The 25,163-nt window shown below is 36.4% G+C and carries 23 protein-coding genes; 17 read left to right on the forward strand and 6 right to left on the reverse strand.

Features of this window, described 5'->3' with window-relative positions; genetic code table 11:
• Positions 1–377: 377 nt before the first annotated feature.
• Together FG384_RS12050 and FG384_RS12055 are read right to left on the reverse strand one after the other, a co-directional pair.
• Positions 378–1,094 (reverse strand): 3-ketoacyl-ACP reductase, encoded by a 717-nt coding sequence (locus tag FG384_RS12050; RefSeq protein ID WP_142642847.1) that lies wholly within the window; start codon positions 1,092–1,094, stop codon positions 378–380.
• A gap of 1,290 nt (positions 1,095–2,384) precedes the next feature.
• Positions 2,385–4,031, reverse strand: coding sequence for an ABC transporter substrate-binding protein (locus FG384_RS12055; RefSeq protein ID WP_142642848.1), 1,647 nt, complete (start codon positions 4,029–4,031; stop codon positions 2,385–2,387).
• 98 nt (positions 4,032–4,129) lie between these two features.
• On the opposite strand from FG384_RS12055, the gene FG384_RS12060 reads away from it, so the two are divergent.
• The gene (locus FG384_RS12060; protein WP_142642849.1) at positions 4,130–5,368 is read left to right on the forward strand and encodes an MDR family MFS transporter; all 1,239 of its coding nucleotides are present in this window, start codon (positions 4,130–4,132) and stop codon (positions 5,366–5,368) included.
• A gap of 95 nt (positions 5,369–5,463) precedes the next feature.
• Here FG384_RS12060 and FG384_RS12065 read toward each other — a convergent pair whose 3' ends face one another.
• Positions 5,464–5,913, reverse strand: coding sequence for an HIT family protein (locus tag FG384_RS12065; RefSeq protein WP_338101331.1), 450 nt, complete (start codon positions 5,911–5,913; stop codon positions 5,464–5,466).
• Between the two features lie 102 nt (positions 5,914–6,015).
• Between FG384_RS12065 and FG384_RS12070 the strand changes: the two genes are divergently transcribed.
• Positions 6,016–7,008, forward strand: coding sequence for a zinc-dependent alcohol dehydrogenase family protein (locus FG384_RS12070; RefSeq protein WP_240793411.1), 993 nt, complete (start codon positions 6,016–6,018; stop codon positions 7,006–7,008).
• 17 nt (positions 7,009–7,025) lie between these two features.
• Positions 7,026–7,355, forward strand: coding sequence for an HIT domain-containing protein (locus tag FG384_RS12075; RefSeq protein WP_142642851.1), 330 nt, complete (start codon positions 7,026–7,028; stop codon positions 7,353–7,355).
• A gap of 114 nt (positions 7,356–7,469) precedes the next feature.
• Here the strand turns inward: FG384_RS12075 and FG384_RS12080 are convergent, their stop codons facing one another.
• Positions 7,470–8,093, reverse strand: a complete 624-nt coding sequence (locus tag FG384_RS12080; protein ID WP_142642852.1) for a hypothetical protein — start codon at positions 8,091–8,093, stop codon at positions 7,470–7,472.
• Positions 8,094–8,367: 274 nt separating this feature from the next.
• Here FG384_RS12080 and FG384_RS12085 point away from each other — a divergent pair, with 274 nt between their 5' ends.
• From FG384_RS12085 to FG384_RS12105, 5 genes are all read left to right on the forward strand, one after another.
• Complete coding sequence (locus FG384_RS12085) at positions 8,368–8,835, forward strand: GNAT family N-acetyltransferase (protein WP_142642853.1); 468 nt, start codon at positions 8,368–8,370, stop codon at positions 8,833–8,835.
• 238 nt (positions 8,836–9,073) lie between these two features.
• Positions 9,074–10,723, forward strand: coding sequence for a methylmalonyl-CoA mutase family protein (locus FG384_RS12090; RefSeq protein ID WP_142642854.1), 1,650 nt, complete (start codon positions 9,074–9,076; stop codon positions 10,721–10,723).
• Positions 10,710–12,869, forward strand: coding sequence for a methylmalonyl-CoA mutase (gene scpA / locus FG384_RS12095; protein WP_142642855.1), 2,160 nt, complete (start codon positions 10,710–10,712; stop codon positions 12,867–12,869). Before FG384_RS12090 ends, scpA begins: the two co-directional genes overlap by 14 nt.
• Entirely contained in the window at positions 12,869–13,963 is a 1,095-nt protein-coding gene (gene meaB / locus FG384_RS12100; RefSeq protein WP_142642856.1) for a methylmalonyl Co-A mutase-associated GTPase MeaB, read from the forward strand. Before scpA ends, meaB begins: the two co-directional genes overlap by 1 nt.
• 39 nt (positions 13,964–14,002) lie before the next feature.
• The gene (locus FG384_RS12105) at positions 14,003–14,443 is read left to right on the forward strand and encodes a BrxA/BrxB family bacilliredoxin (protein WP_142642857.1); all 441 of its coding nucleotides are present in this window, start codon (positions 14,003–14,005) and stop codon (positions 14,441–14,443) included.
• 147 nt (positions 14,444–14,590) lie between these two features.
• Here FG384_RS12105 and prli42 read toward each other — a convergent pair whose 3' ends face one another.
• Positions 14,591–14,686, reverse strand: coding sequence for a stressosome-associated protein Prli42 (prli42, locus tag FG384_RS19655; protein WP_150136656.1), 96 nt, complete (start codon positions 14,684–14,686; stop codon positions 14,591–14,593).
• Between the two features lie 147 nt (positions 14,687–14,833).
• Here prli42 and mce point away from each other — a divergent pair, with 147 nt between their 5' ends.
• The 6 genes from mce to rnz all read left to right on the forward strand — a co-directional run bounded on the left by mce (position 14,834) and on the right by rnz (position 20,775).
• Positions 14,834–15,244 carry a methylmalonyl-CoA epimerase gene (gene mce / locus FG384_RS12110; RefSeq protein WP_142642858.1) on the forward strand — a complete coding sequence of 137 codons (411 nt, stop codon included), beginning with the start codon at positions 14,834–14,836 and terminating at the stop codon, positions 15,242–15,244.
• Between the two features lie 3 nt (positions 15,245–15,247).
• A complete protein-coding gene (locus tag FG384_RS12115; protein ID WP_142642859.1) occupies positions 15,248–16,795 on the forward strand; it encodes an acyl-CoA carboxylase subunit beta in 1,548 nt (515 codons plus the stop codon).
• A gap of 17 nt (positions 16,796–16,812) precedes the next feature.
• Positions 16,813–17,925, forward strand: a complete 1,113-nt coding sequence (locus tag FG384_RS12120; RefSeq protein ID WP_142642860.1) for a M20/M25/M40 family metallo-hydrolase — start codon at positions 16,813–16,815, stop codon at positions 17,923–17,925.
• Positions 17,926–17,947: 22 nt separating this feature from the next.
• Positions 17,948–18,433: a chemotaxis protein CheW gene (locus tag FG384_RS12125; protein ID WP_142642861.1), complete on the forward strand. Its 486-nt coding sequence runs from the start codon at positions 17,948–17,950 to the stop codon at positions 18,431–18,433.
• A gap of 148 nt (positions 18,434–18,581) precedes the next feature.
• Complete coding sequence (locus FG384_RS12130; protein WP_142642862.1) at positions 18,582–19,826, forward strand: DNA polymerase IV; 1,245 nt, start codon at positions 18,582–18,584, stop codon at positions 19,824–19,826.
• A 4-nt stretch (positions 19,827–19,830) separates the two neighbouring features.
• Complete coding sequence (rnz, locus tag FG384_RS12135) at positions 19,831–20,775, forward strand: ribonuclease Z (protein ID WP_142642863.1); 945 nt, start codon at positions 19,831–19,833, stop codon at positions 20,773–20,775.
• A gap of 295 nt (positions 20,776–21,070) precedes the next feature.
• Here the strand turns inward: rnz and FG384_RS12140 are convergent, their stop codons facing one another.
• Positions 21,071–21,670 carry a TetR/AcrR family transcriptional regulator gene (locus tag FG384_RS12140; protein WP_142642864.1) on the reverse strand — a complete coding sequence of 200 codons (600 nt, stop codon included), beginning with the start codon at positions 21,668–21,670 and terminating at the stop codon, positions 21,071–21,073.
• Between the two features lie 152 nt (positions 21,671–21,822).
• On the opposite strand from FG384_RS12140, the gene FG384_RS20175 reads away from it, so the two are divergent.
• The 3 genes from FG384_RS20175 (at position 21,823) to FG384_RS12150 (ending at position 24,984) form a co-directional block, all read left to right on the forward strand.
• Positions 21,823–22,311, forward strand: a complete 489-nt coding sequence (locus FG384_RS20175; RefSeq protein ID WP_240793412.1) for a serine hydrolase domain-containing protein — start codon at positions 21,823–21,825, stop codon at positions 22,309–22,311.
• Between the two features lie 350 nt (positions 22,312–22,661).
• Positions 22,662–23,009, forward strand: coding sequence for a beta-lactamase family protein (locus FG384_RS20180; RefSeq protein WP_240793413.1), 348 nt, complete (start codon positions 22,662–22,664; stop codon positions 23,007–23,009).
• Positions 23,010–23,361: 352 nt separating this feature from the next.
• Positions 23,362–24,984 (forward strand): ABC1 kinase family protein, encoded by a 1,623-nt coding sequence (locus tag FG384_RS12150; RefSeq protein WP_142642865.1) that lies wholly within the window; start codon positions 23,362–23,364, stop codon positions 24,982–24,984.
• The last annotated feature ends 179 nt before the right edge of the window (positions 24,985–25,163 follow it).

Consider the following 25,163-nt stretch of genomic DNA (forward strand, 5'->3'; position numbering starts at 1 on the left):
TTGAAGAATAGGATTATACAAAAAAGGATGTTTAAAAAGCTAAAAAAGTAGAGAGGGATTTTCAATAATTCCCATACTCTACTTTATCAGTTCTAGAAAATCGTTGAAAAAGGCGACACTCCTGCGAGAATAGCGTTAGCAGAAGACCCCGAAGCGAAGCAACTGAAGCAACGCCCGCGGAAAGAGAGGCCACTGAAAAAGTCACTTTTTTTCAAAAAATAAAAACGAAATCCCATAATTCCTTCACTTTTTAGGGTGTTTATGGGGACGTCATGCCAATTTTGATACAAATATACTTCTCAAGTGGTGACTTTATTTTCTGAATTTTGGTTTTTCAGTGGCCTCCGGAAAGAGATCCGTTTCAACGATTTTCTTATTTAAGGATTGGTTGACCATAACCCAGCCGATTTAAGCAGGATTCTCGGGTTCATTTTAAGCTGTGCTACCATAAAGTCTGCAATGTCTTCTGGCTGCATCACTTTTTCTGGATTTCCATCCGTTAAGTTTAGTTCAACTGCCATATCTGTGGCAACTGTGCTTGGTGTTAACGTACTTACACGAATATTATGCTTTCTTACTTCGAGCATTAATGATTCGCTCAATCCGATTACAGCGGCTTTTGATGCACTATAAGCACTTGTCACAGGTGCGCCCTTCTGTCCAGCAGTAGATGAAATGTTAATGATGTCTCCAGTTTTTCTTTCAATCATGTCTGGTAATACGGCTCTTGTTACATAATAGACGCCCATTACATTTACTTGAATAATTTTGGCCCAGTCCTCTGGATCTACTTCTAGAAAGTGACCGAACTTGGAGATACCTGCGTTATTCACTAAAATATCAATCGAGCCAAGCTCTTCTTTAATTTTCTCAACTGCTAGATTAACGGATTCCATATTTGCAACGTCTGCAGTTGCTAATGAAACCTTCACCCCAAACTCTTTTAACTCAGCAGCTACCTTTTCTAGATTTTCAATCGTTCTTCCTAGTAGACCAACGTTAATGCCTTCTTTAGCAAATGCAATAGCTGTTGCTCTTCCTATTCCACGACCTGCTCCTGTGATAAGTGCAGTTTTACCAGTAATTGTTTGCATATGTATCTCTCCTCCACGTATCTTGCTACTTAAATATGCTACCTTCATCAAATAAAAAAGTACATTAATTTGCTTTAATATGCTAATCTGCCAAATAGTCTAATAATGCTAAAACTATTAGAAACCTAAAAACTCAAAATTATTATTTTTATAGGAACTATTTGCTGTATATCATTTAAAGAATTTAGCGCGACGCATGAGACTCCTGCGGGAAAGCGAGACAGACGAGACCCCACACGAAGCGAAGCGTAGGANGCGAAGCGTAGGAGGAGGCTCGTCGCTCGCCCGCGGAAAGCGAATGCCAAAGCGCTAAATTCTCTTAGGACTATTTGATAGATAATTTATATGAATGACACTTTTTCAGTGCCCTCGAAGCGAAGAGACTGAGGCAACGCCCGCGGAAAGGGAGGGCACTGAAAAACCTTAGCTTTTAATTTTTTTATATACTCGCCATCAAAAAAGACAATTTTTCGTTCGATTTTGAACGAAAAATTGCCTTTTTCTCCNAACAGGAGAAAAAGGCAATTTTTCGTTCAAAATCGAACGAAAAATTGTCTTTTTTGATGGCGAGTATATAAAAAAATTAAAAGCTAAGGTTTTTCAGTGCCCTCCCTTTCCGCGGGCGTTGCCTCAGCCTCCTCGCTTCGCTGTGGGGTCTTCGACTAACGCTATTCCCGCAGGAGTGTCGCCTTTTTCAACGATTTTCTAGATGTGAAAAAGTATTTACCTTAAAAAATAGACAGTTTTTCAGTACACTCGCTTCGCTCCGTGCGGGGTCTAGTATGTCTCGCTTTCCCGCAGAAGTCTCATACCGCCGCGCTTTTTTCTCCTATATAAAAAAAGGATAAAGTAAAAAGTTCCTATAAAAGTACTAATTTCAAGTTTTTCACCGCCCTCGTTTTTGTTTATATGTTTTCGACATTAATACTTGAAAAAAATAAGCAGCATCTCTAAATTGAGAAGCGAAGAGCGCCCGAAATTGTATCTTCGGGAGCCGCTCTCCCGGTAGATAGTATCAATTCTTTCATTTAACCTAAGCAAAAGAAACTTGACTCCAACCATTTCAAGCGGGCGACGGATAAACGACAGCCAAAGGATTACCGAAAAAGAGGGACGGGAAGTGGCTTGCCACTTCCCGTCCCTCTTAAAGCTTATCCGGTAATAAGATGGCCGACATAATGTCCAAAGCACGCAAGAAACGATGAAGAGAAGATGCACTTAGGGGGCACTGGGCTTTTCTTATGGTTGCTCTGCATTTTCAGATGGCACTTAAAAGGCGAATGGGCTTTGTTATATTTCTGGTCGTACCCAGAGTTTTGAAAAGTCTACATAGCCAAAATGCTTAATGTTAATATTCATTAAATCTGCTGAAAAAGGGATTTGCCGTTTTGCGTAATATAGCGGAATCATAATAGATTTGTTGATTAATTCTTTTTCTACTTTCACATTTAAGGTTGTCCATTTATCAAATGGAGTGTGTAGGTATTCCTCTAAATAACTATTCAATTTCTTATCTTTTTTCAAGATGCTAGCTAATTTTGAGTATCCATTTAATAGAAAATAGAAAAATGAAAAGTTTTGATTCATCTCAAACACTTCTCCGTGTATAAAGAGGTCGACATCCTCGTTCTCCGCATTATTGGAAACCGTATCCTTAAATGAAACCCTTTTTGTTACGACTGGAACTCCTTCTTTTTCCAATATGTCTTTCAACCACAACGTTGTGGTTTCTGTGTAATTCACTAATTTCAAAACGAGAGGCTCTGAAAAAACTGGCCTTTTTACTTCAGAAATAGCATAACTGCCACCTTTTCCTATGAGGCAGCCTTGATGATTCGGAAGTTTACGTGAATCAACTTGTACTATTTCATGTCGGTTTTTAGCAATAATATAATGCAAATAATCACGTACATCTTTACGTTGTATTGCGGTATTTCGATATGTATTCATCATCACTACGCCAAAACCTGAATCACTTTCTACTTGAAAAGTAGCGTGAGTTTCTTCTTGTGCAGAGGATCTATACACTACGTCGAACTCCTGAGGAACTTGAACGAATTCTACTACATCAAGTAACGGCCTTTCACCAAAATAATCCTTAAACGCTAGTAAGGTTGTTTTCTTTTCGTTGTTATCTTCTAAGTAGAAACAACCAGTACCTAGCACATCACCTTTATTCTCTTTATAAATACTCGCATTCATCGTTCCGAGCATCTGTAAACAATAACTGCATCCTGTTGGGAAATAAATATCAATTACTAATGGTGATAGGGCTTTTATCTGTTGAACCGGTTTCCATAAATGTTGGTATTGGGGATTGTTACGTAATTTGTCTAAACAAACGACTACATCATCTGCAGTTAATATAGAACCATCATGGAATTTAATATCTTTTTTCAAATATAACCGAACTTTTGTTGAAGTAACATCCCAACTATGTGCCAGTTCAGACGAAACAACACCTTGTTCATCGATTGAGACTAAACGATTATAAACATTCGCTACTAAGCTAGCGCTATTTACATCCGCAGCTTCTAAAGGATGTATTGTCAAAAAAGGGTATCTTCTAGGAATAACAAGTTTATCATTAGTAGATTGAACATATCCAAATTTGTCTCGAAACTTATTCATTAGACGGAGTTTACTGGCTGGTGACCAATCTAATAATAAATATTTACTACTTAATTCGACAGGATCCTTATCGATCATTGTCATAACTTGTTCCTCAAAAAAAACTTCCACATTTTTGTTCCATTTTAAAGATGATACTTTGCCTCTTCCTACACCAGAAGTAAATTCTAGCCAACCTTCTTTTGACCACTTTTGTATATAACGAGTAGTTTGCTTCGGGCTTAATTGAAGCAAGTCTGCTACTTCAGATTGTTTAATACTTCCCGACGAAATAGATTGCCATAACGTTAATAAGTATTTATCCATAGTAAGCTCCTTTTAAAAGTGGACATAATTATTTCAAATGTCCATTTAATAATTATTGAGTCTAGTTTAATATACATAAGACAGAGGGGGTTGACAACATGTCTTGGAAAAACTATCCACAAAATATTAAAGTACGTTTAATTACGTCTTTTTTTAACCGTGCTGTTTCATCAGCGGTAATGCCTTTTATGGCCTTATTTTTTGCACAAGAAATGAGTAAAGTTTGGGCTGGAGTCTTTTTAATATTTACAGTAATCGTCAGTTTTTTTGTTAATTTAATTGGTGGTTATATCTCAGATAGATTCCCCAGGAAAAGAGTGCTAGTTTTTACATCATTTTTAAGTGGCTTGATGTTTTTATTCATGACCATTAGTTTATTTCCAAAAGAGAATATTATTTGGCTATTTGCCACTGCTTATGTAGCTTTTATAGTAACGAGTAGCCTAGGCCGACCAGCGATGCATGCAATCATTATTGATTCCACTACACCTGAAAATCGAAAGGAAGTGTATGCACTAGATTATTGGCTTGTGAATTTATCGATGGCTATAGGGGCAGCTCTTGGAGGATTGCTGTATATAAATCATCAAATTGAACTGTTTGCCATGCTAACTATTACGTCTATAATCGTTCCAATTGCATACAAAATTTGGCTGATTGATGAACATACAAATCGTTTAGAAAAACAACATGATAATGTGCTTATTGACTTGTTACAAAATTATAAAGTAGCTTTTCAAGATATACCTTTTGTCAAAGTCGTATTAGGCTCAATGTTTATCGTTGCAGCAGAATTTTCTTTAAATAGCTATATCGGTGTGAGATTGGCGGAAACGTTCAAATCTGTAAATATCGGAGATTTCGAAATTGTCGGAGTACGTATGTTAAGTATTCTTAATATAGAAAATATGTTGCTAGTAGTATGTTTTACATTTTTGATAAATAAATTTACAGATCGCTTCAGTAAGCAAAAAGTATTACTAATTGGATTGATAATTTATAGTATAGGTTATATAACGGTCACTTCTGCGAACACGTGGTACATACTAGTTTTGTTTAACCTTATTGCTACGATTGGTGAATTAGTTTACTCACCTGTTCGTAATGCTGAACAAGCGAATATGATTCCAGCTGATAAGAGAGGATCTTACTCCGCATTTTCGAACATTTCATTTAGTGGAGCGGATTTAATAGCAAGATCAACCATTATCATCGGAGCGTTTTTAATCCCTACAATGATGTCCGTGTATATTGGCATTATTTTGATGATAGGTATATTCCTTGTATATACAGGCTTATTTGTAAGGAAAAATATTAAAACAAATCTATTGAGCTAAAATTATACAAATTTTTTAATATGTAAAACAAAAGAGGGCTAAATTTGAGCCCTCTTTATAAGTAATTTAATTGTATTTGTAAATAATCTAACCCATTATAATTCTCTATCTAGTATTACTTTTATTTTTTCTTTTACTGAATCTAGACTATTTTTATTATCCAGTTCTTTACACGTCCATCCAAATTCATCATCAATATATCTTGGAAATATGTGCATATGATAGTGTCCAAAATCAGTAAAAATACCTCCATTTTGCATAATTGTATATCCATCTGGATTAAAAGCTTTTTTTATAACTTTCGTAAGCTTTGTAGATAGTTTAGTAATTCTTAGTAAAGTTTCATCATCTAACTCATCAACATCATGGTAGTGCTCTTTAGGTACTATCAATACATGACCTTCATTTATAGGATCTATATCTAAAAAACAACAAATCAGTTCATCTTCATATATAATATTTGAAGGCGCTTCTTTATTTACTATTTTGCAAAACACACAGTGTTTGTTTTTCATCTCTATTTCCTCCTTTTGATGAGAATTAATTTTTGACTACTTATATATTAACTTCGAGTTATAGAATTATATTAGATGGAGAAAGAGTCTATTAATAGAACATATCATAATTATTAAAGGAGGGTTATTGTTTTGGAGGCAAAATGTATTAAATTCTTTGAATTCGGTAGCCCTCAAGACGTACTAAAAGTGGAATCTAAAAGTATTCAGAAGCCAATGGAAAATGAAGTCCTTGTACGAATGTTGGCTCGGCCTATTAATCCTTCTGATTTAATACCGATTAAAGGATCTTATGCTCATCGGATTTCTTTGCCTAATATTCCTGGCTATGAAGGAGTTGGAATTGTAGAAGAAGTAGGTTCTTTAGTATCTCGTAATTTAATTGGTAAACGTGTTTTACCTTTGCGTGGGGAAGGTACTTGGCAAGAATATGTCAAAACATCAGCAGAATATGCAGTTTCTATACCTAACTCTATTGATGATTTTACAGCTTCACAAATGTATATAAATCCAATTACAGCGTGGGTTACTTGTAAGAAAGTCTTAGCATTAAGACCAAATGATGTCTTATTGGTAAATGCATGTGGCTCTTCTATTGGTCATATTTTTGCCCAATTATCTAAGGTTTTGGGGTTTCAGTTAATTGCAGTTACTCGGAATAATTTACATACAAAAGACTTACTAGAATGTGGTGCTTCTTATGTAATTGATACATCTAAAAGTCCACTATATGAAACAGTTATGGAAATAACGAATGGAATTGGTGTTGATGCTGCCATTGATTCTGTGGGAGGTCCATCAGGTACGGAGTTGGGTTTTTGCGTACATCCGAATGGGAATTTTTTAACGATTGGACTTTTATCCGGAGTACAAGTTAACTGGGCAGAAATAATACATAAGGCAAAAGTGAACGCGAATTTGTTTCATTTAAGAAATTGGAATAATCAAGCCTCTTTAGATACTTGGCAAGGGGCATTCAATGAAATAAAAACACTCATAAATGATCAAAAATTACACTTAATGAAAATGGATGCTCAATACGATCTTTTGAATGTGAAAGAAGCAATTGAAAATGTGGAATCTTCTAATAGAAGGAAAGGGAAGGTTTTTCTAACAAGCTCATAATTGATAGGGGGTATACTATGTCAGAGGATTTTTATTGTGATGAAGTATTAAATGGGAAAACATCTGTAAATAAAATCATTGAGACTGATAATGTACTTGCATATTACCATACGAAACCCTTCTATCCAGTACATATAGTGGCAATTCCTAAAAAACACATACCATCATTAATAGCAATGGATGAGAGTGAAAATGAATTACTTCTAGAACTATTAAGAGTAGTGAAAGATGTTGCGGCAAAAGTAACTTTAGAAAATGGGGCTTGTAGAGTAATTACTAACATGGGTAAATACCAAGATTCTAAACACCTCCATTGGCATATAGTTTCTGGATCGCCTCTTAAATAATCAAAAAATAGTGAGATCATTAATTTAGCTTGTTTTGAATTATCTTTTTCAAAACAAGCTATTTCTTTTGTTCGTATAAATAACGTTCTATTTTTGATTTGCATTCTTACTTATTTAGTTTTGCTTTTGCTTTGACCAAAAGTCAGGAGGCATATAAGAAGTGAGCGCATAATCCATTTCATCTCCTGTGGGAGTAACTAATTGAACAAGCAGGGCTTCCTCTTTATTAATTGGATGTATCGCACTTGTTTTAATGGTAATAGCCTGGACGCCATTTCTTTTTGGATTACCGACAACAACCACTTGATTACCTTTCGTATAAACATCGGTAATTTCAGTCTGAAAAACGACAATATATAAATCTAAGTCTGTTTCATTTTGAAACATAGGAATTGATAATCCGATATTGTGTTCGAAGTCGTACCAACCAGAGAGTCCAGCATCGTAATTTATAAATAATCGATGTAGAGCATAATGAATCCTATTAGGAACATAACTCCATCGCCCAGTTGTACTATGCCAATGTGCTTCGTAAGAAGGTCTTTTATAATCAGGTTTATTCAAGATTGTTTCGAAAGCAATTTTTGTTCCATTCTCGATAACTTCTGAAACTGGTACGACCGTTGATGGGAAAGCTTGTTCACTCCAGGGAGGATCAGAAATTTGTATAGCATCAGTTGGTTCTAGTCTTTGAAGACGATGTTTCATTTCTTTTATCAGGTCATTCAGCTCGTCCACCTTTTTCTACAATCTTTTCTCTTCCGTTTCAATAAATTCTTCTGCATGGAAAGATGGTGTAGCACTTAAGTTGAAAAATAATACGCCAATCAAAACTATCTTAATTAATTTACTGGACACATAGATTCACCTCTATCTTAAATTGTTCTATTTTAGCGATTATATGTCTTTTTCGATTTGTCTTTATTTTAATAATAGAGAGGAATTGTTCTATATTGTAACGAATATATAATTGTTCCAAAGCAGTAGAGAGATTTTACGGAGGGGAAGTAGAATGAGTTCGAACATCGTATCACAAGTTTCGATTGTTAATTCGTTAGATAATTTAGATTGGGATGAGTTAGAGCAACTCTATGTAGATGTGGAGTGGATTAGTTTTCCTAAACATAGACTTCAAAAAGCATTTACTGCAAGCTATTTTGTTTCATTAGCGTATTTAGAAGGAAAATTAATTGGCTGTGGTAGGGTAGTCTCGGATGGTGAGTTTTATGGTACTATTTATGACGTCTTAGTACATCCCAACTTCCAAAGTATGGGGATTGGGAAAAAAGTGATGGCGGATATTTTAACTAACTGTAGTGATATTTTCTTTCTCCAACTTACAGCTACACATGGCAGAGAAGGATTTTATGAAAAGTTAGGACTTAGAAAGCATAAAACAGCGATGGGAAGATATACTCATCCTGCTCCTGCAAAAGAGTATTTAGAAGAACCAAGTGAATTAGTAATAAAAAATAAATAAAATATTTCCAAGGGCTTTTTCCTATGTTGATAAATGAATCGACTGAGGAGATGGCCCTTTTTATCATCACATTCCAACTAATGCCCATGCTTTTCCAACTAAATTTCCTATTTTCCAACTATCACAGTGAATAGGAAAATGGAAATCACTTTTTTCTATTGTTCTTTCTTCCATCCACTTACTGATGTAAAATAAAACTAGTAAATAGAGTTTACAAGGGGGAAGCGAAAGCGTTCATATGACAATACATAACATGAAACAAACGACATTTACAGAAGCGACTCTTGCTGAATGGGAGCAAGTTGCTCTAAAGTCCTTGAAAGGAAGAACACTTGAATCACTTTCGACTAAAACTTTAGAAAATATAGTTTTGAAACCGCTTTATTCTTTAGCGGATTTACAAGGAACTCCTGCAAATCAAACAAAAACGATCAGACAATCCAAAAAATCTTCCAATTGGCATGTAGCTCAAGCTGCTACTGGTAATTCAAGTGAAGAGATTTTAGCAGATATAAAAGAAGCGCTCACAAAGGGGAATGATGTAATCCATTACATAGTGGATACAAATCATAGCTGGACGGCTTCGGAAATAAAGGAATTTTCATCTCTTTTAGCTGATCACAATGTTCTTTTAGATGTATCAAGTAATCCGTCTTTTTTACATAATTTCCAAGACATAAAAGGGGCTATTATAGGCGCTGACACAATCGATTTTCCAAGTGCACGCACAATTTTCTTAGACGGATCTAAAATTCACCAAGAAGGTGGAGACGCTGTAAGTGAGTTAGCAAGTGTGCTTGTTCAAGCAGATGCTGCAGTTGCATCTGCTAGTCTAGATAAAGTAATAAAAAAATCATTTGTTCGATTTTCCATTGATACTAATTTCTTTATGGAAATTGCGAAAATACGTGCATTTCGAGTACTTTGGAAAGCATTTGGAGAAGCACATGAGAACGAAACAATCACTTCCATACCAGTACATGCGGAAACATCTTTACGGTCATTCTCTGCACTTGATCCAAATGTGAATATTCTTCGTGCTGGTAACAGTGCGCTTGCAGCAGTTTTAGGGGGAGCTGATAGTGTTACTACGATTCCACATGATTATTTGACAGGGGCTAATACGACGTCAAAGCGAATTGCACGAAATATGCAGCTTGTTCTAAAAGAAGAAACACATATTCACCGAGTATTAGACGCAGCTGGTGGCTCTTATTATATAGAAACATTAACAAAAGAACTTGTAGAAAAAAGCTGGGAGTACTTTTTAGAGTTAATGAAGGAAGATACGATGGAGGATAGGGAATCCAAGCTACAAGAACGTGCAGCTATAAAATGGGAACAGCAGCTTACAAGCTTAGCTACTCGTAAAAAGTCGTTAATCGGCACAAATATATATGCGAATCCAGAAGACCAAGTAGAAATGGAGATTCTTCCTACAAAATACAAACGTCTTGCGGAGCCATTCGAACATTTACGTAAGTCATTTCAGCATAATCCGCTGAACACTGCTATTATCCCTTATGGAGTTTTAAAAGATTACAAATCTCGGATGGATTTTGTCAGTGGTTACTTAACTTCAATTGGAATAAATCCTATTGTTGCATCAGAAAACTTAAAACCTGTAGATTTGCAGAAATGGATAAACAGCAATAGCATTAAATACGTAGTTTTCGTTGGAAACGATGAACAGACTGCTGGTTTAGTACCTGCACTATTAAATGAACAATTACTTGTTCCAATGGATGTTGCTGGAAAATTTGATGAATACGAAGACTGGTTAGATATGGGTCTTTCCGGAAGAATTTACGCAGGGCAATCTCTTCTTGATAAAGGACATAAACTACTAGCTCTTGCTACAAAGGAGAATTCTCATGAAAACGCCTAATTACTCAAAAGTATCCATCGATAGTCTATTGGAAAAAACGACAACCCAAGAACATATAGAAGCAACTTCTTTCATGACAAATGAAGGTATTACGTTAAAACAAGTGTATGATGAATCCGATAGAGAAAAGTTGGATCATTTACACGACCTTCCAGGAATTGCGCCAAATACACGAGGACCATATCCAACCATGTATGTTGCGAAACCTTGGACAGTCCGCCAGTACGCTGGATTCTCGACTGCAGAAGAAAGTAATGCATTTTATAGAAGAAACTTAGCGATGGGACAAAAAGGATTGTCTGTTGCATTCGATTTAGCAACTCACCGTGGATACGACTCAGATCATGCACGTGTAACCGGTGATGTCGGAAAAGCGGGAGTCGCGATTGACTCTGTGGAGGATATGAAAATTCTATTCGATGGTATACCTCTCGACCAAATGTCTGTTTCCATGACAATGAACGGGGCAGTGTTACCTATCCTTGCTTTTTATATTGTAACTGCAGAAGAACAAGGAGTAACTCCGGAGCAGCTAGCTGGAACGATACAAAATGATATATTGAAGGAATATATGGTTCGTAACACATATATTTATACACCAGAAATGTCAATGAAAATTATTGCAGATATTTTTGCGTATACTGCTAAAAATATGCCGAAATTCAACTCAATTTCGATTTCTGGCTATCATATGCAAGAAGCAGGAGCAACGGCGGACATTGAATTAGCTTATACATTAGCGGATGGACTAGAATACGTTCGTACAGGTATAAAAGCAGGAATAGAAATTGATTCATTTGCACCAAGGCTTTCATTCTTCTGGGCGATTGGCATGAATTACTTCATGGAAGTGGCAAAAATGCGAGCTGCACGAAGAATTTGGGCTCAGATGATGAAAAGCTTCGATCCGAAAAATTCGAAATCACTAGCGCTACGTACACATTCACAAACATCTGGATGGAGTTTAACAGAGCAAGATCCATTTAATAACGTCACAAGAACTCTAGTTGAAGCAAATGCTGCAGCAATGGGACACACACAGTCTCTTCATACAAATGCATTAGATGAAGCGATTGCTCTACCTACAGATTTCTCTGCAAGAATTGCTCGTAACACGCAATTATTTCTACAAGAAGAAACGAATATGACGAAAGTTATTGATCCATGGGGCGGTTCGTATTATGTGGAAACACTTACGAATGAACTAATGGAAAAAGCGTGGGCTCTTATCGAAGAAATTGAAGCACTTGGTGGTATGGCAAAAGCAATAGAAACTGGCCTTCCAAAAATGAAAATTGAAGAAGCGGCGGCAAAAAAACAAGCTCAAATTGATTCTTCAAAGGAAATTATTATCGGTGTCAATAAATATCGTCTAGATCAAGAAGACGCAATAGATATTTTAAATATCGATAATACGGTAGTTCGTCAAAAACAAATGGAACGCTTACAACAAGTAAAACAAAATCGTGATGAAAAAGCTGTGAAAGCTGCACTTGCTGCTTTAACGGAAGCTGCAAAAACTGGAAACGAAAATCTGTTAACGTGTGCAGTAGATGCTGCTAGAAAAAGAGCTACAATTGGGGAAATTTCCGATGCGATTGAAGTTGTTGCGGGAAGACATAAGGCGGTGATTCGTTCCGTGAGTGGTGTATATAGTGCAAACTTTAATGATGCAGATGAAATCGAAGCAGTGAAACAAATGTCTGAGGACTTTTTAGAAAATGAAGGAAGACGCCCACGTATATTAATAGCAAAAATGGGTCAGGATGGCCATGACCGCGGTGCAAAAGTAATTGCCACAGCATTTGCAGACTTAGGTTTTGATGTAGATATAAGTCCGTTATTCCAAACTCCAGAGGAAACAGCACAGCAAGCAGTGGAAAATGATGTGCATGTGGTTGGTGTTAGCTCTCTGGCAGCAGGGCATATGACGCTTGTTCCTGCATTGAAAGAAGAACTGAAAAAATTAGGACGTGAAGATATTTTAATCGTTGTTGGGGGGGTTATACCTGCTCAAGACTATGAGTTCTTACGCGAAAACGGTGCATCAGCTATTTTTGGACCAGGAACCGTTATTCCAGTCGCAGCACTAAAAGTAATCGAAGAAATTTATAGAAGATTGGGTTATGAGGAAGTGGATGGCTAATGGCAGAAACGGATAAAACAAACCAATCGGCACTGCATGTCATGAGCGGCATTAAATCTCAGCACGATGGAATAGGAACAGCATCTGTAAAGAAATTTTCGAAAAGAAAACCACTTGTTATCGATCAAGAGGAATATATTTGTGAAATTCGAAAAGGTTCTAGACTTCACTTAGCGAAAGCTATTACGTTTATAGAAAGTACGGTAACTGATCAACAAACGATTGGTCAGCAATTATTAAAATCTTTGCTACCATTCACAGGGAGCAGTATTCGAATAGGTATAACTGGTGTGCCTGGCGCAGGGAAGAGTACATTCATCGAATCTTTTGGAAAAATGCTTGTGGATAAAGGGTTTAAAGTGGCGGTGTTAGCAATTGACCCAAGTTCATCCGTTACCGGTGGGAGTATATTAGGTGATAAAACACGAATGGAAGAGCTTGCGAAGCATCCGAATGCTTTTATTAGACCTTCTCCTTCGGCTGGGACATTAGGTGGAGTTCACAAAAAGTCACGAGAAACGATGCTTTTGTGTGAAGCTGCAGGATATGACGTAATTTTTGTGGAAACAGTTGGTGTGGGACAAAGTGAGACGATTGTTCGTGGAATGGTCGATTTCTTTTTACTTCTTGCATTAACTGGTGCAGGAGATGAACTGCAAGGGATGAAAAAGGGAATTATGGAACTTGCAGATGCGATTATTGTCAATAAGACGGATGGAACGAATGAGAAGCTGGCTAAAAAAACAGTTGCGGAATATAAACAAATCCTTCATTTCCTAGCACCGTCCACTCCTAATTGGATAACTCCTGCATTGGCAGTTTCGTCCCTTTATAAAACAGGATTAAATGCGGTTTGGGAAACCATTTTACAATTTCAAAGTAAGATGATGTCTAATCAGGTGTGGCAAAATAGAAGGAAAGATCAAACCATTGATTGGTTTAAAACGATGATTGTAAACAAGCTATATGACGACTTCTTTTCTTCGATGGAGAAGAAGCAATCAATGAAGCAACTGGAACAATTAGTGAGAGAAGAAAAAGTAACCGTTTCCCAAGCGGTAGAAGAGTTATTTTCCTCGAATTCTAAAGAGTAATCTGCTAAGATAAAAATAGTTTGGAAAGGAGTGTTCATAATGAATATGGATTTTAATTTATTGATGAATGATATGGTAATGCAAGCTCGTGGAGAAATGGATGCGAGCGGTTATGAACAATTAACAACACCAGAAGAGGTAGATACTGCATTTGCTCGTCCAGGTACTACGCTTGTAATGATAAATTCAGTTTGTGGATGTGCAGGTGGTATCGCTCGCCCTGCAGCAGCTAATGCAATTCATTACGATAAAAGACCAGATCATCTTGTTACAGTTTTTGCGGGACAAGATAAATTAGCAACACAACAAGCACGTAATCTTTTCGGTGATGAACATCTTCCTTCATCTCCATCATTTGCTCTTTTAAAAGATGGACAGCTAGTAGCAGAGGTAGGACGTCACGAAATTGAAGGACATGATCCAATGTCTGTTATTACTCATATCCAAGCATTGTTTGAAGAACACTGCGAAGAAATCTAATACAAAAACAGCGGAAGCACTAAGTGCCTCCGCTGTTTTTATTCACAATAAGAAAGAATTACTTTATGCTCAAGCCTTAGCCTCTACATTTGCAAGCCTCATAATAAGACCCTTGTCCAGACTTAGGCTTCTTACACATTCTTTCTATTATAAGATAAAGCTTAAACCAAATAATAAAGAGGACATAACCATTACAAAAATCATTAAGTATACAATTATTTTACGGAATGTTTGATTGCGCATGAAATTCTCTCCTTTAACAATTACTTTTATTTTAACAAATTCGAAAAAAAGCACAAGTGGTAGCCATTTTTTTTTGAAATATGTACAATAGAAAGTATAGCAAAGAAAGCAGCTAATATATGTATTCTAAAATTGGGGTGGGAGACAGTGGAAAAAGTAGATCATATAGGTATTGCTGTAAAAAGTATTGAAAATTCACTACCGTATTATACAGAAACATTAGGGTTATCACTTATACATATTGAAGACGTTCCATCTGAAAAAGTTCGTGTTGCTTTTATTGATAGTGGGAATGTAAAGCTAGAATTGCTACAGCCAATGGATGAAACAAGTACAATTCATACGTTTATTGAGAAAAAAGGAGAGGGCATACATCATGTTGCTTTCGGTGTTTCGAATATTCAAGAGCGATTGGACGAGCTGAAAGAAAAAGGGGTTAGGCTTATTCAAGAAACACCTAAGATAGGTGCAGGGGGAGCACAAGTAGCATTTATTCATCCAAAAGCATCTGGCGGCGTTTTATATGAACTTTGTGATAAATCAGGGGGAGCGAAGTAATAGATGGATATTTATGAAAAAATTAATGATCTATACGATCGTAAACGTAAAATTGAATTAGGTGGCGGAGACAGCCGTATTGAGAAACAACATGAAAAAGGAAAGTTAACTGCAAGAGAGCGTATTGAATTACTAGTAGATAAGGATTCCTTCGTTGAATTAAATCCATTTATTCAACATCGAACTGTAGATTTTGGCATGGACAAACAAGAAGGACCAGGCGATGGAGTAGTAACAGGTTATGGGAAAGTGAATGGACGACCTATCTACTTATTCTCGCAGGATTTCACTGTATTTGGTGGAGCGCTTGGGGAAATGCATGCGTTGAAAATTGCGAATGTTATGGATTTAGCAGCTAAAAATGGAGCGCCTTTTATCGGATTAAATGATTCAGGTGGAGCCCGCATACAAGAAGGTGTTGTTTCGCTAGATGGTTACGGACAAATCTTCTATCGTAATGCTATATACTCGGGAGTAATTCCACAAATTTCTGTTATATTAGGGCCATGTGCTGGTGGAGCTGTCTATTCACCTGCTATTACCGACTTTGTTTTTATGACTGACGAAACAAGTCAAATGTTTATTACAGGACCAAAAGTAATCGAAACAGTAACTGGAGAAAAAATTTCCTCCGAAGACCTTGGGGGATCTAAGGTACATAATACAATAAGTGGTAATGCACATTTCCGTGGGAAAACGGAAGAAGAGGTTTTGAAAGATGTACGTACGCTTTTAAGTTATTTACCTCAAAACTTTGAAGAAAAACCTCCTATGGTTAGTGTTACAAGTGAAGAAGATGATCGTCCAGATTTAGCAGATATAGTTCCATTTGAAGCAGTTCGTCCATACGATATTCGAAAAGTAATTGAGCAAGTGGTAGATACAGATTCTTTCTTTGAAGTTCAGAAGGAATTTGCAAAAAATATCGTGATAGGTTTAGCTCGTATTAAAGGGGAAGTAGTAGGACTCGTTTGCAATCAGCCAAAAGTGATGGCTGGAGGGTTAGATATCGATTCCAGTGATAAAGCAGCAAGATTTATCAGATTTTGTGATGCATTTAATATTCCGATTATTACATTTGAAGATGTTACGGGCTTCTTCCCTGGTATTAAACAAGAACACGGCGGTATTATTCGTCACGGTGCGAAAATCTTGTTTGCGTATTCCGAAGCAACAGTTCCAAAAATGACAGTAATATTACGTAAAGCATATGGTGGTGCATATGTTGCATTGAACTCCAAATCAATTGGAGCTGATGTAGTTTATGCATGGCCAAATGCAGAAATTGCGGTAATGGGTCCACAAGGAGCAGCAAATATAATATTTGCTCGTGAAATCGCAAATAGTGATGATCCAGAAAAAGTTCGAGCAGAAAAAATTGAAGAATATCGTGAAAAATTTGCAAATCCATATGTAGCAGCTTCTATGGGGATGGTAGACGATGTGATTGATCCTCGTGATACCCGTGTAAAACTTATTCAAGCTTTAGAGATGATGCGTAATAAAAAAGAAACAAGACCAACTAAAAAGCATGGAAATATTCCATTATAAAGGAGTCATTAGACAAGATGAATCGTTTAATAGAAGAGTTTTTTGAACTAGTGAAAATCGACTCAGAAACAAAACATGAACAAATAATTGCACCAATTTTAATGAATAAATTAGAGCAGCTTGGATTCTCTGTTATGGAAGATGATTCTGCAGCAAGAACAGGGCATGGAGCAGGTAACCTTATCGCAACTTTAAAAGGTACAAAAACAGATGCAGATGCAATTTATTTTACAGTGCATATGGATACAGTTGTTCCTGGTAAAGGTATTCAACCAACTTTGAAAGAGGATGGTTATATTTATTCGGATGGTACAACGATTTTAGGTGCTGATGATAAAGCTGGTATTGCGGCTCTTTTTGAAGCAATTAGACGACTAAAAGAGTCAAATATTGAACACGGTGATATTCAAGTTGTTATTACTGCTGGTGAAGAAAGTGGTCTCGTTGGAGCGAAAGAAATGGATCCTTCATTAATTACCGCAAAATATGGATACGCTATTGATAGTGATGGAACTGTTGGTGGTATAGTAACAGCAGCTCCTTTCCAAGCAAAACTTTGGACAACGATTAAAGGAAAAACGGCACATGCTGGGGTAGCGCCTGAAAAAGGGATTTCGGCAATTACACTAGCTGCGAAAGCTATTTCTGCTATGAAACTTGGCCGTATTGACATGGAAACGACTGCTAATATTGGTCGTTTTGAAGGTGGAAAAGCTACTAATATCGTATGTGACGAAGTGCACATTTTAGCGGAAGCACGTTCCATTAATAAAGAAAAGCTAGATGCACAAGTAGCTCATATGGTTCAAGTATTTGATGAAACAGCATCTAAGCTTGGTGGTGCTGTTGAAACGGAAACACAGCTTATGTATCCTGGTTTTCGTTTTGAAGAAGATCATCAAGTAGTTCAAGTAGCTAAACGTGCAGTTGAACGTATTGGAAGAACAGCCGATATTAAAACAAGTGGTGGAGGCAGTGATGCAAACGTTATTGCTGGCTTCGGAATTCCAACTGTTATTTTATCAGTTGGTTATGAGGAAATTCATACAACAAATGAACGTATGCCAGTAGAAGAGTTAGAAAAGCTAGCAGACTTACTAGTAGAAATAGTGAAAGTAGCAGCAGAATAATATTCTCAGGAGGTGTTTCCTAATGTCTAGTGAAAAGGTAGTTGTATTTCAATGTGGAAACGAAGATTACGCAGTACCAGTAGAACATGTTATTTCTATTGAAAAATTAGAGCATATTAATCCTATCCCACATTTACCAAATTATTTAATTGGACTAATGAAAATTCGTGGAGAGCTTGTACCAATAATCGATTTTGAACAAATTTTGTACAATCGTAGTGGAGTCGATCATGATGTCGCTCGGATTATTACTATGCATACAGAAGATATTTCAATTGGACTACTCGTAAAGGAAGCAAAAGAGATTCTAGATATTGCATCCGATGATTTAAAGCAAATTGGATTAGTGAATTATACGAAAACGCAATATTTTACTTCGGTTGCTAATTTAGAAAACCGTATGATTACAATAGTGGATCCATCCATTTTAGTGCGTTCATTGGAAGGAATTAAGGATATTCAATCCTACCTGGAGAGCGTTAAGAAGGAAGAACAAGCTAGTTTATAATAAGTTGTAACCCAGAATGTCTATCAAATCGTCTATTGATTTGATAGACATTTTCTATTCTTTATGCACTGCAAATTGTTAAACGAGCAAGTGTTTCATTCGAGACAAAATTGGTATAATAGAATAATACAAAGTTGAGGTGAGATACGTGCAGAGTAAGGCAAGAATAATATTTCATCTTGATATGAATAGCTTCTATGCTTCTGTTGAACAGGCACATGATCCTTCTTTGAAAGGTAAAGCAATTGCAGTTGCTGGGAATCCGAAAGAAAGACGAGGGATTCTAGTCACTTGCTCGTATGAAGCACGAGCAAAGGGCATTTATACTACGATGTCTGTTTGGGAAGCGAAACGAAAATGTCCGGAATTGATCTTATTGCCTCCTAATTTTGAGCGATATCGAGCTGCTTCCAAAGCTATGTTTGATATACTACGTTCGTATACGCCACTCGTGGAACCTGTGTCAATTGACGAAGGATATATGGACGTGAGTGATGTAGAAATGGAACAAGATCCGATTGCTTTTGCGGAAACCATTCAAAATCGCATTATTCGTGAGTTGGATTTACCGAGTTCTATCGGAATAGCACCGAATAAATTTTTAGCTAAAACCGCATCGAATATGAAAAAACCAATGGGGATTACAGTCTTACGTAAACGTGAGGTTGAGGAAAAACTTTGGCCACTCCCGGTCATCGAAATGCATGGCGTTGGGGGGAGTACTGCGAAAAAACTAGCGGAATTCGATATTCATACAATCGGAGATTTAGCTAATGCAACACCCGGTATTTTAAGAGAGAAACTTGGGAAAATAGGAATTCGACTTTCCGAGCGTGCAAATGGAATAGACAATCGGGTAGTTGATCCGGAATCAGTATTTGATACGAAAAGTGTTGGAAACTCTACAACGCTTCCTTACGATGAAACAAATATAGAGGAAATTGAAAAAGTATTTCGCAGACTATCCAAAAAAGTAGCTTCTCGACTAGATGCTAAAAATTTAGCAGGGCGTTCGATTACTATTCATATTAGAGATGTCAATTGGAAAAATAAAACGAGAAGTAAAACAGTGTCGAATAGACTTTACAACGAGAATGAAATTTTTCAATTGGCAGTCGAACTATTTCATGCATCTTGGAATGGGGATCCAATTAGATTACTCGGTGTTACAGTAAATAATGTATACGATAAAGGGGAATCCGTCGAGCAGTTATCCATCTTTAATTTTGAAGAACATGCAAAAGAAGAACCTATCTTAAAGCTTGTCGAACAGTTGCAGACTAAGTTTGGGAAGGATAGTATTAAACGAGGTATTAAAGTAAAAAAGAAAGCCTCGTTAGAATCCAAAACGAGTTTCAGTAAAGACTTTTTGGATGATCATGAAAGCAGGTGACAAGATGCAAATATTATTTTTAGGAACAGGTGCAGGTATGCCGTCGAAACAAAGAAATACAACGGCAACTGTATTAAAACTACTGGATGAGAGAGGGACATTTTGGTTATTTGATTGTGGTGAGGCGACGCAACATCAAATCCTACATACAACATTGAAACCGAGAAAACTGGAGAAATTATTTATTACTCATCTACATGGCGATCATATTTATGGTTTACCAGGATTACTTGGATCCCGTTCGTTTTTAGGAGGAGATGAGGCACTAACTATTTACGGACCAACTGGTATTAAAGCATGGATTGAAATGACACTTTCGATATCAAATACACATGTTAAATATCCTCTTAATGTTATTGAAATCGAAGAAGGAATTATATTTGAAGATGAACAATTTATCGTCGAAGCAAAACTTCTTGAACATGTTATCCCTTGTTTTGGGTATAAAGTGACACAAAAACCACTTTCTCCTGAGCTTTTAATAGCAAAAACCGATGCCCTTGGTGTTCCGAGAGGTCCATTATTAAGGCAATTAAAAGAAGGACATAATATAGAGCTACCGGATGGACGTATTGTAAAAAGTGTGGATGTAACTGGTGAACCGAAAGAAGGATTCCAAGTAACTATATTAGGCGATACGCGTTTTTGTGAGAACTCTATATTGTTAAGTCGTGGGTCTGATATTGTTGTACATGAAGGTACATTCGATCTAGAGACAGCGGAACTTGCTAGCCAATATGGACATTCGACTATTGTTGATGCTGCAAATGTATGTAGAGAAGCTAGCGCCAAACATTTAATCGTCAATCATATTAGTGCACGATTTATGCCATCCGATATAAAGGAAATGGTCTCTCAAGTAGAACATTTCGAGTTTCCAATTTATGTTGCTGCTGACTTTGATGAGTATGATTGGTCAAATGGGAGTTTAACAAAACGAGAAAACTAAAAAGATTCCGAGCGAATAGTCATCACTCGGAATCTATTTTCTTTTTGTCAAACAATAAAAAATGCTATCCGGTCAGAAATAATTCTATATGGACAGAAAAGATTTTATCCGGGCAGATTTTTTTCTATCCAGTCGTAAAATTATGGCTTTGTTAAAGGAAAAGGTCCATTTAAAATTGATTTAGATTATAAAATAAAGTCCTAAGCTTTCAATATGAAAGCATACATCGCTGAATCATAATTTTATAGAAGTGAAAATTGAAGCACCATAGTATTAACTTTATAATAAATGAAATTCACTCTCTATGTTTTGTCAGACCATCTGATAGACATTCAATCATTTTTTTCATCATCTTTGAAAAAGTTGGTTCTCCAATTTCTTGTCGATGTAAAGGAATAAGTATGGTTGTCCGAAAAAGGCCAATAAGTACTTCAGGATCATCTTCTGTTACACCTTTTTCTTGTAGAAATTTTACAAAATCTAAAGAACTATCTAAATCTTCCTTTGCATGATTATCTAGAAGCTCCTTTGGAAGTCTTTTCACAATTCTCTCATATTCCCCTCTTTGATAAAGACTTTGTAAAAATGGATTTTGCTCTATAGTTTTAAATGATGTCTCAAAGAAGCGAATTAGAAGTTCTTTTGGAGGTAGAGACTCCTGCATAATTTCTGAAATAATTATATTTTTCACCTCTTCCTCTTTTCGTAATACTGCGTAAAACAACTCTTCTTTTGATGAATAATATGTATAAAAAGAACCTTTTGCAATTCCACATGCATTTACTATGTCATCAATACTGGTTTTAGAGAATCCATATTGAGTAAACAGTTCTTTACCCTTAATGAGAAGGGCTTCGTATATCTGTTTTCTCTGTTCAGATGTAATTCTTGCCATAATTCATTATCACTCCAGTTTTATTTGACTATTTATAGACTTTTAGTCATATATTTGTTAAATTTATTTTATTGTATTATTTTTATTTTGTAAATACATAAATGTTATTTCTGAAGGATTGCTAGATTTTGCTTAAAAAAGGTGGTAAAGACATGGGTATAAGAAATAATGTATCAGTTCATGGATTTGTTGCATCGGGATTTGAATCAGTAAAGGATGAATTTATTAAGAACTTCACTAAAAGAGGAGAAGTTGGAGCTGCTTTTTCTGTATATATTAATAATGAAGCAGTCGTTGATTTATGGGGTGGATATCGAAATCGGCATACTCGTGCAGAATGGAAAGAAGATACACTTGTTCAAGTATTTTCAGCTACAAAAGGTTTTGCTTCATTGGCTTTAAGTTTAGCGCAATCTAGGGGTTACATTAACTACGATGAAAAAGTGTGTTCATATTGGCCTGAATTTGCTCAAAATGGAAAAGAAAAGATAACCGTTAGACAGTTTCTAGCACACCAAGCAGGGCTGTCACCTCTAAATGAACTCGGAATTGATACGTTAGAAGACTTGGATACTTCTCGTTTATCGGTTTCCCTTGCTGCAAGTAAACCTGCTTGGGAAATTGGAAAAATACAAGGCTAACACGCTTGGACAATCGGGACCTTAATAGGAGAACTGATTAAAAGGACAGATCCAAAACATCGAACCCTAAAAGATTTCTTTCAAGAGGAAATAGCAGAACCATTAAAGGCAGAGTTTTATATTGGTCTTCCCACAGATGTTTCAGAAGATAGAATAACAACTATTGAAGGAATAAATCACCCCATTCAATTACTTATGGGAATAACAAAGTTGCCCCAAAAAATGTTACTAGGTTTTCTTAATACAAAGTCATTAGTAGCTAGAAGTTTAGTAGACCCCAAAGAATTTGTAGCAAATGATAATTTTAATCATCGACCTATTTTATCTATGGGGTAGGACAAGTACGATCCATGGCAAAAATCTACGGTGCTTTTGCTAGTGGTTCAAAAGAACTGGGATTAAGTGAAGAAACAATAAATGAATTATGCAAAAGGGCCACACCTCCAATAGAAGGGTATTATGATCATGTGAATTGTATAAACATAGCCTATTCCTCGGGATTTTGGAAGCACTTTTCTGATATGAAATTTGGACGAAGTGAAAGTTCTTTTGGTCACCCCGGTGCAGGAGGATCATTCTGCTTTGCCGATCCAGATGAGAAATTAGGTTATGCTTATGCGATGAATAAACATGGATTTGGAATGGCTAATGAACTAAGAGAACTCGCACTAAGAAAAGCTTTGTACAGTTGCCTATGAAAAAATAAAAATATGTGAAAGTAGTAAGAGATTATTTGATTTTGTACAGTTTTTAGCTATGAATAGTAGGGAAAATACGGAAGCTTTAGTTAAAGAACCTGGGGTTGCTTAGGCAGCTCTTTTGTCTTATTGAACTACCATGTAAATAAATTTCTTCAAGAAAAGAAAAATGACAACACTTAAGAGGACCCTGCTGAATCGTTAATAAAAAGAGGAGAGCGTACTGGATGTCAATATTAGATTTAGGTTGTGGAACTGGTCAATTTGCAAGGTAACGGTCTTCGAAGGTTTTAGGTGTAGACGTCTCAAGAAATATGATTGGATGGCTAAAAAAGAAATGAGAGGTTTTGTGATGAAAACAAAGAATAAGTTGGTTCGGATGTCAAAGGTGCTATCTATGTCCTTTTCCATCTTCATTCAAGTTTATTGGTATAAAATTCGGAAAAAGCCTGAAGCTGAATGGGAAGAACTTTGGGGAAAAATAGGGGAAAGGTTTCGAAAAACACTTTTTGAATTAGAAGGTTTACTAATCAAAATCGGACAGCTGCTCAGCATTCGTGCCGACTTGTTGCCCAATGCATTTATAAGCCAAATCCAAGATCTTATAGACAAAGTTCCCCCTTCTAACTGGAGTGATGTTCAGGAAATTCTTGAAAAGGAATGGGGGAATCCCCTTAATCATCACTTTCTTTCAATCGAAAAAGATGCAATTGCTTCAGCATCCATTGGAGAAGTATATAAAGGTGTTTTGAAAGATGGAACAAAGGTCGCTATTAAAGTGCAACGTCCTAATATTAATTCGATTGTACAAATTGACTTCCGTACTTTAGGAATCATCATTTGGTTTGCCGATCACTTTGTTCCCGTTCCAAAAGGGTTTATAAATTTTAAAGTCTTGTTTAAGGAACTAAAACAAGTGATTGAACGAGAGCTTGATTTTACAAAAGAGCTGAAAGCCATACTGTATTTTAGAGAACGATTTAAGGATGTCGATATTGTACAAATTCCTTCTGTGTATTCGGAGCTTAGTACGTCAAAGGTACTGGTGATGGAATGGGTTGAAGGAATAAGACTCACAAATGTGAGGGCTTTAGATCAGTTAGAAGTGAGCCGTCATGAGTTGGCTCAACGGCTCATCAAAGTGTTCCTTCCACAATGGATTGAGCCTGGTACGTTCCATGCTGACCCACATCCGGGAAACGTACTTGTATCAAAGGAAGGAAGAATCATCTTACTTGATTTCGGAATGGTAGGGGAAATCACCAAAAAGGATGCTGCTAATTTTCAAGGTTTGATTGAAAGCTTTCTTTCGAAAAATTATGCTAAAGCTGTTGTTTGCTTGTCTCAATTAGGATTTTTGCTCCCTGATGCTGAATCAAGAACGATCGAAAGGCTATTAGCTGAATTTATGTCCTTCCAACCTGCTCAATTAAAAGAAATGGATCTTATCGCGTTAAAACTAGAAATGAACGATATGATTCAAGCACTACCCATTCAAGTTCCAACAAGATTTGTCTTTTTAGGTCGTTCTTTCGTAACGATTGAAGGAATCCTCCGCAATTTGGCACCAGAGGAGGAACTCATTGAACTCGGTAAACCTGTTTTTATGGAATGGTTGAATAAACAAGGGAGTAATAAATGGTCATTTGTTTGGCAATGGATTCAGTCACAACCTATATTTAAAATCTTTCATTCTGTTACAGAATTTTTAAATGCACCTCAAACATTAGAACGTTTAAAGGAAACCGAACAAAGAAGACAATTTCAATTTATTATTTATGAAAATCATAAAAAGCAGTTATTTCAATTAACGCTACTTGGTTTCACAGGGATAGCAGCAGGTATCTATACCTCACATCCCCTTATTTGGAAGTTGTCAGTTGGAGTAAATGCCTTCTCAAGTATCGGGTATATTATTTGTAGTTATAAGCTAAAAAAATGGATGAAGTACATGCATGAAAAACGGAAAGATTAAATTGCATAGTAATGTTAAAGTAATAGTTGGATTGTGAAGGGTTGTACTTAAACTAACGGGTGCTTGTGCGGCCGAGCCTAGGTCGTATCATATAGCGGGTGGGATTCCCGTCGAGAAAGAACTAGCCATTCACTCGTAGCGAGTCTTGGAGGGCTAATGGTAACATTAGCCTTTAAGCG

Origin of the sequence: Psychrobacillus vulpis, assembly GCF_006861825.1 — a bacterium.
Classification (GTDB): domain Bacteria; phylum Bacillota; class Bacilli; order Bacillales_A; family Planococcaceae; genus Psychrobacillus; species Psychrobacillus vulpis.

What these genes read in the sequence shown, in the direction of transcription:
- FG384_RS12060 (WP_142642849.1), top strand. Translation starts at nt 4,130, where the DNA reads ATGTCTTGGAAAAACTATCCACAAAATATTAAAGTACGTTTAATTACG.
- scpA (WP_142642855.1), top strand. Translation starts at nt 10,710, where the DNA reads ATGAAAACGCCTAATTACTCAAAAGTATCCATCGATAGTCTATTGGAA.
- FG384_RS12150 (WP_142642865.1), top strand. Translation starts at nt 23,362, where the DNA reads ATGAAAACAAAGAATAAGTTGGTTCGGATGTCAAAGGTGCTATCTATG.
- FG384_RS12120 (WP_142642860.1), top strand. Translation starts at nt 16,813, where the DNA reads ATGAATCGTTTAATAGAAGAGTTTTTTGAACTAGTGAAAATCGACTCA.
- FG384_RS20175 (WP_240793412.1), top strand. Translation starts at nt 21,823, where the DNA reads ATGGGTATAAGAAATAATGTATCAGTTCATGGATTTGTTGCATCGGGA.
- FG384_RS12090 (WP_142642854.1), top strand. Translation starts at nt 9,074, where the DNA reads ATGACAATACATAACATGAAACAAACGACATTTACAGAAGCGACTCTT.
- FG384_RS12055 (WP_142642848.1), bottom strand. Translation starts at nt 4,031, where the DNA reads ATGGATAAATACTTATTAACGTTATGGCAATCTATTTCGTCGGGAAGT.
- FG384_RS20180 (WP_240793413.1), top strand. Translation starts at nt 22,662, where the DNA reads ATGGCAAAAATCTACGGTGCTTTTGCTAGTGGTTCAAAAGAACTGGGA.
- FG384_RS12085 (WP_142642853.1), top strand. Translation starts at nt 8,368, where the DNA reads ATGAGTTCGAACATCGTATCACAAGTTTCGATTGTTAATTCGTTAGAT.
- prli42 (WP_150136656.1), bottom strand. Translation starts at nt 14,686, where the DNA reads ATGCGCAATCAAACATTCCGTAAAATAATTGTATACTTAATGATTTTT.
- meaB (WP_142642856.1), top strand. Translation starts at nt 12,869, where the DNA reads ATGGCAGAAACGGATAAAACAAACCAATCGGCACTGCATGTCATGAGC.
- FG384_RS12140 (WP_142642864.1), bottom strand. Translation starts at nt 21,670, where the DNA reads ATGGCAAGAATTACATCTGAACAGAGAAAACAGATATACGAAGCCCTT.
- FG384_RS12050 (WP_142642847.1), bottom strand. Translation starts at nt 1,094, where the DNA reads ATGCAAACAATTACTGGTAAAACTGCACTTATCACAGGAGCAGGTCGT.
- FG384_RS12115 (WP_142642859.1), top strand. Translation starts at nt 15,248, where the DNA reads ATGGATATTTATGAAAAAATTAATGATCTATACGATCGTAAACGTAAA.
- rnz (WP_142642863.1), top strand. Translation starts at nt 19,831, where the DNA reads ATGCAAATATTATTTTTAGGAACAGGTGCAGGTATGCCGTCGAAACAA.
- FG384_RS12125 (WP_142642861.1), top strand. Translation starts at nt 17,948, where the DNA reads ATGTCTAGTGAAAAGGTAGTTGTATTTCAATGTGGAAACGAAGATTAC.
- FG384_RS12075 (WP_142642851.1), top strand. Translation starts at nt 7,026, where the DNA reads ATGTCAGAGGATTTTTATTGTGATGAAGTATTAAATGGGAAAACATCT.
- FG384_RS12105 (WP_142642857.1), top strand. Translation starts at nt 14,003, where the DNA reads ATGAATATGGATTTTAATTTATTGATGAATGATATGGTAATGCAAGCT.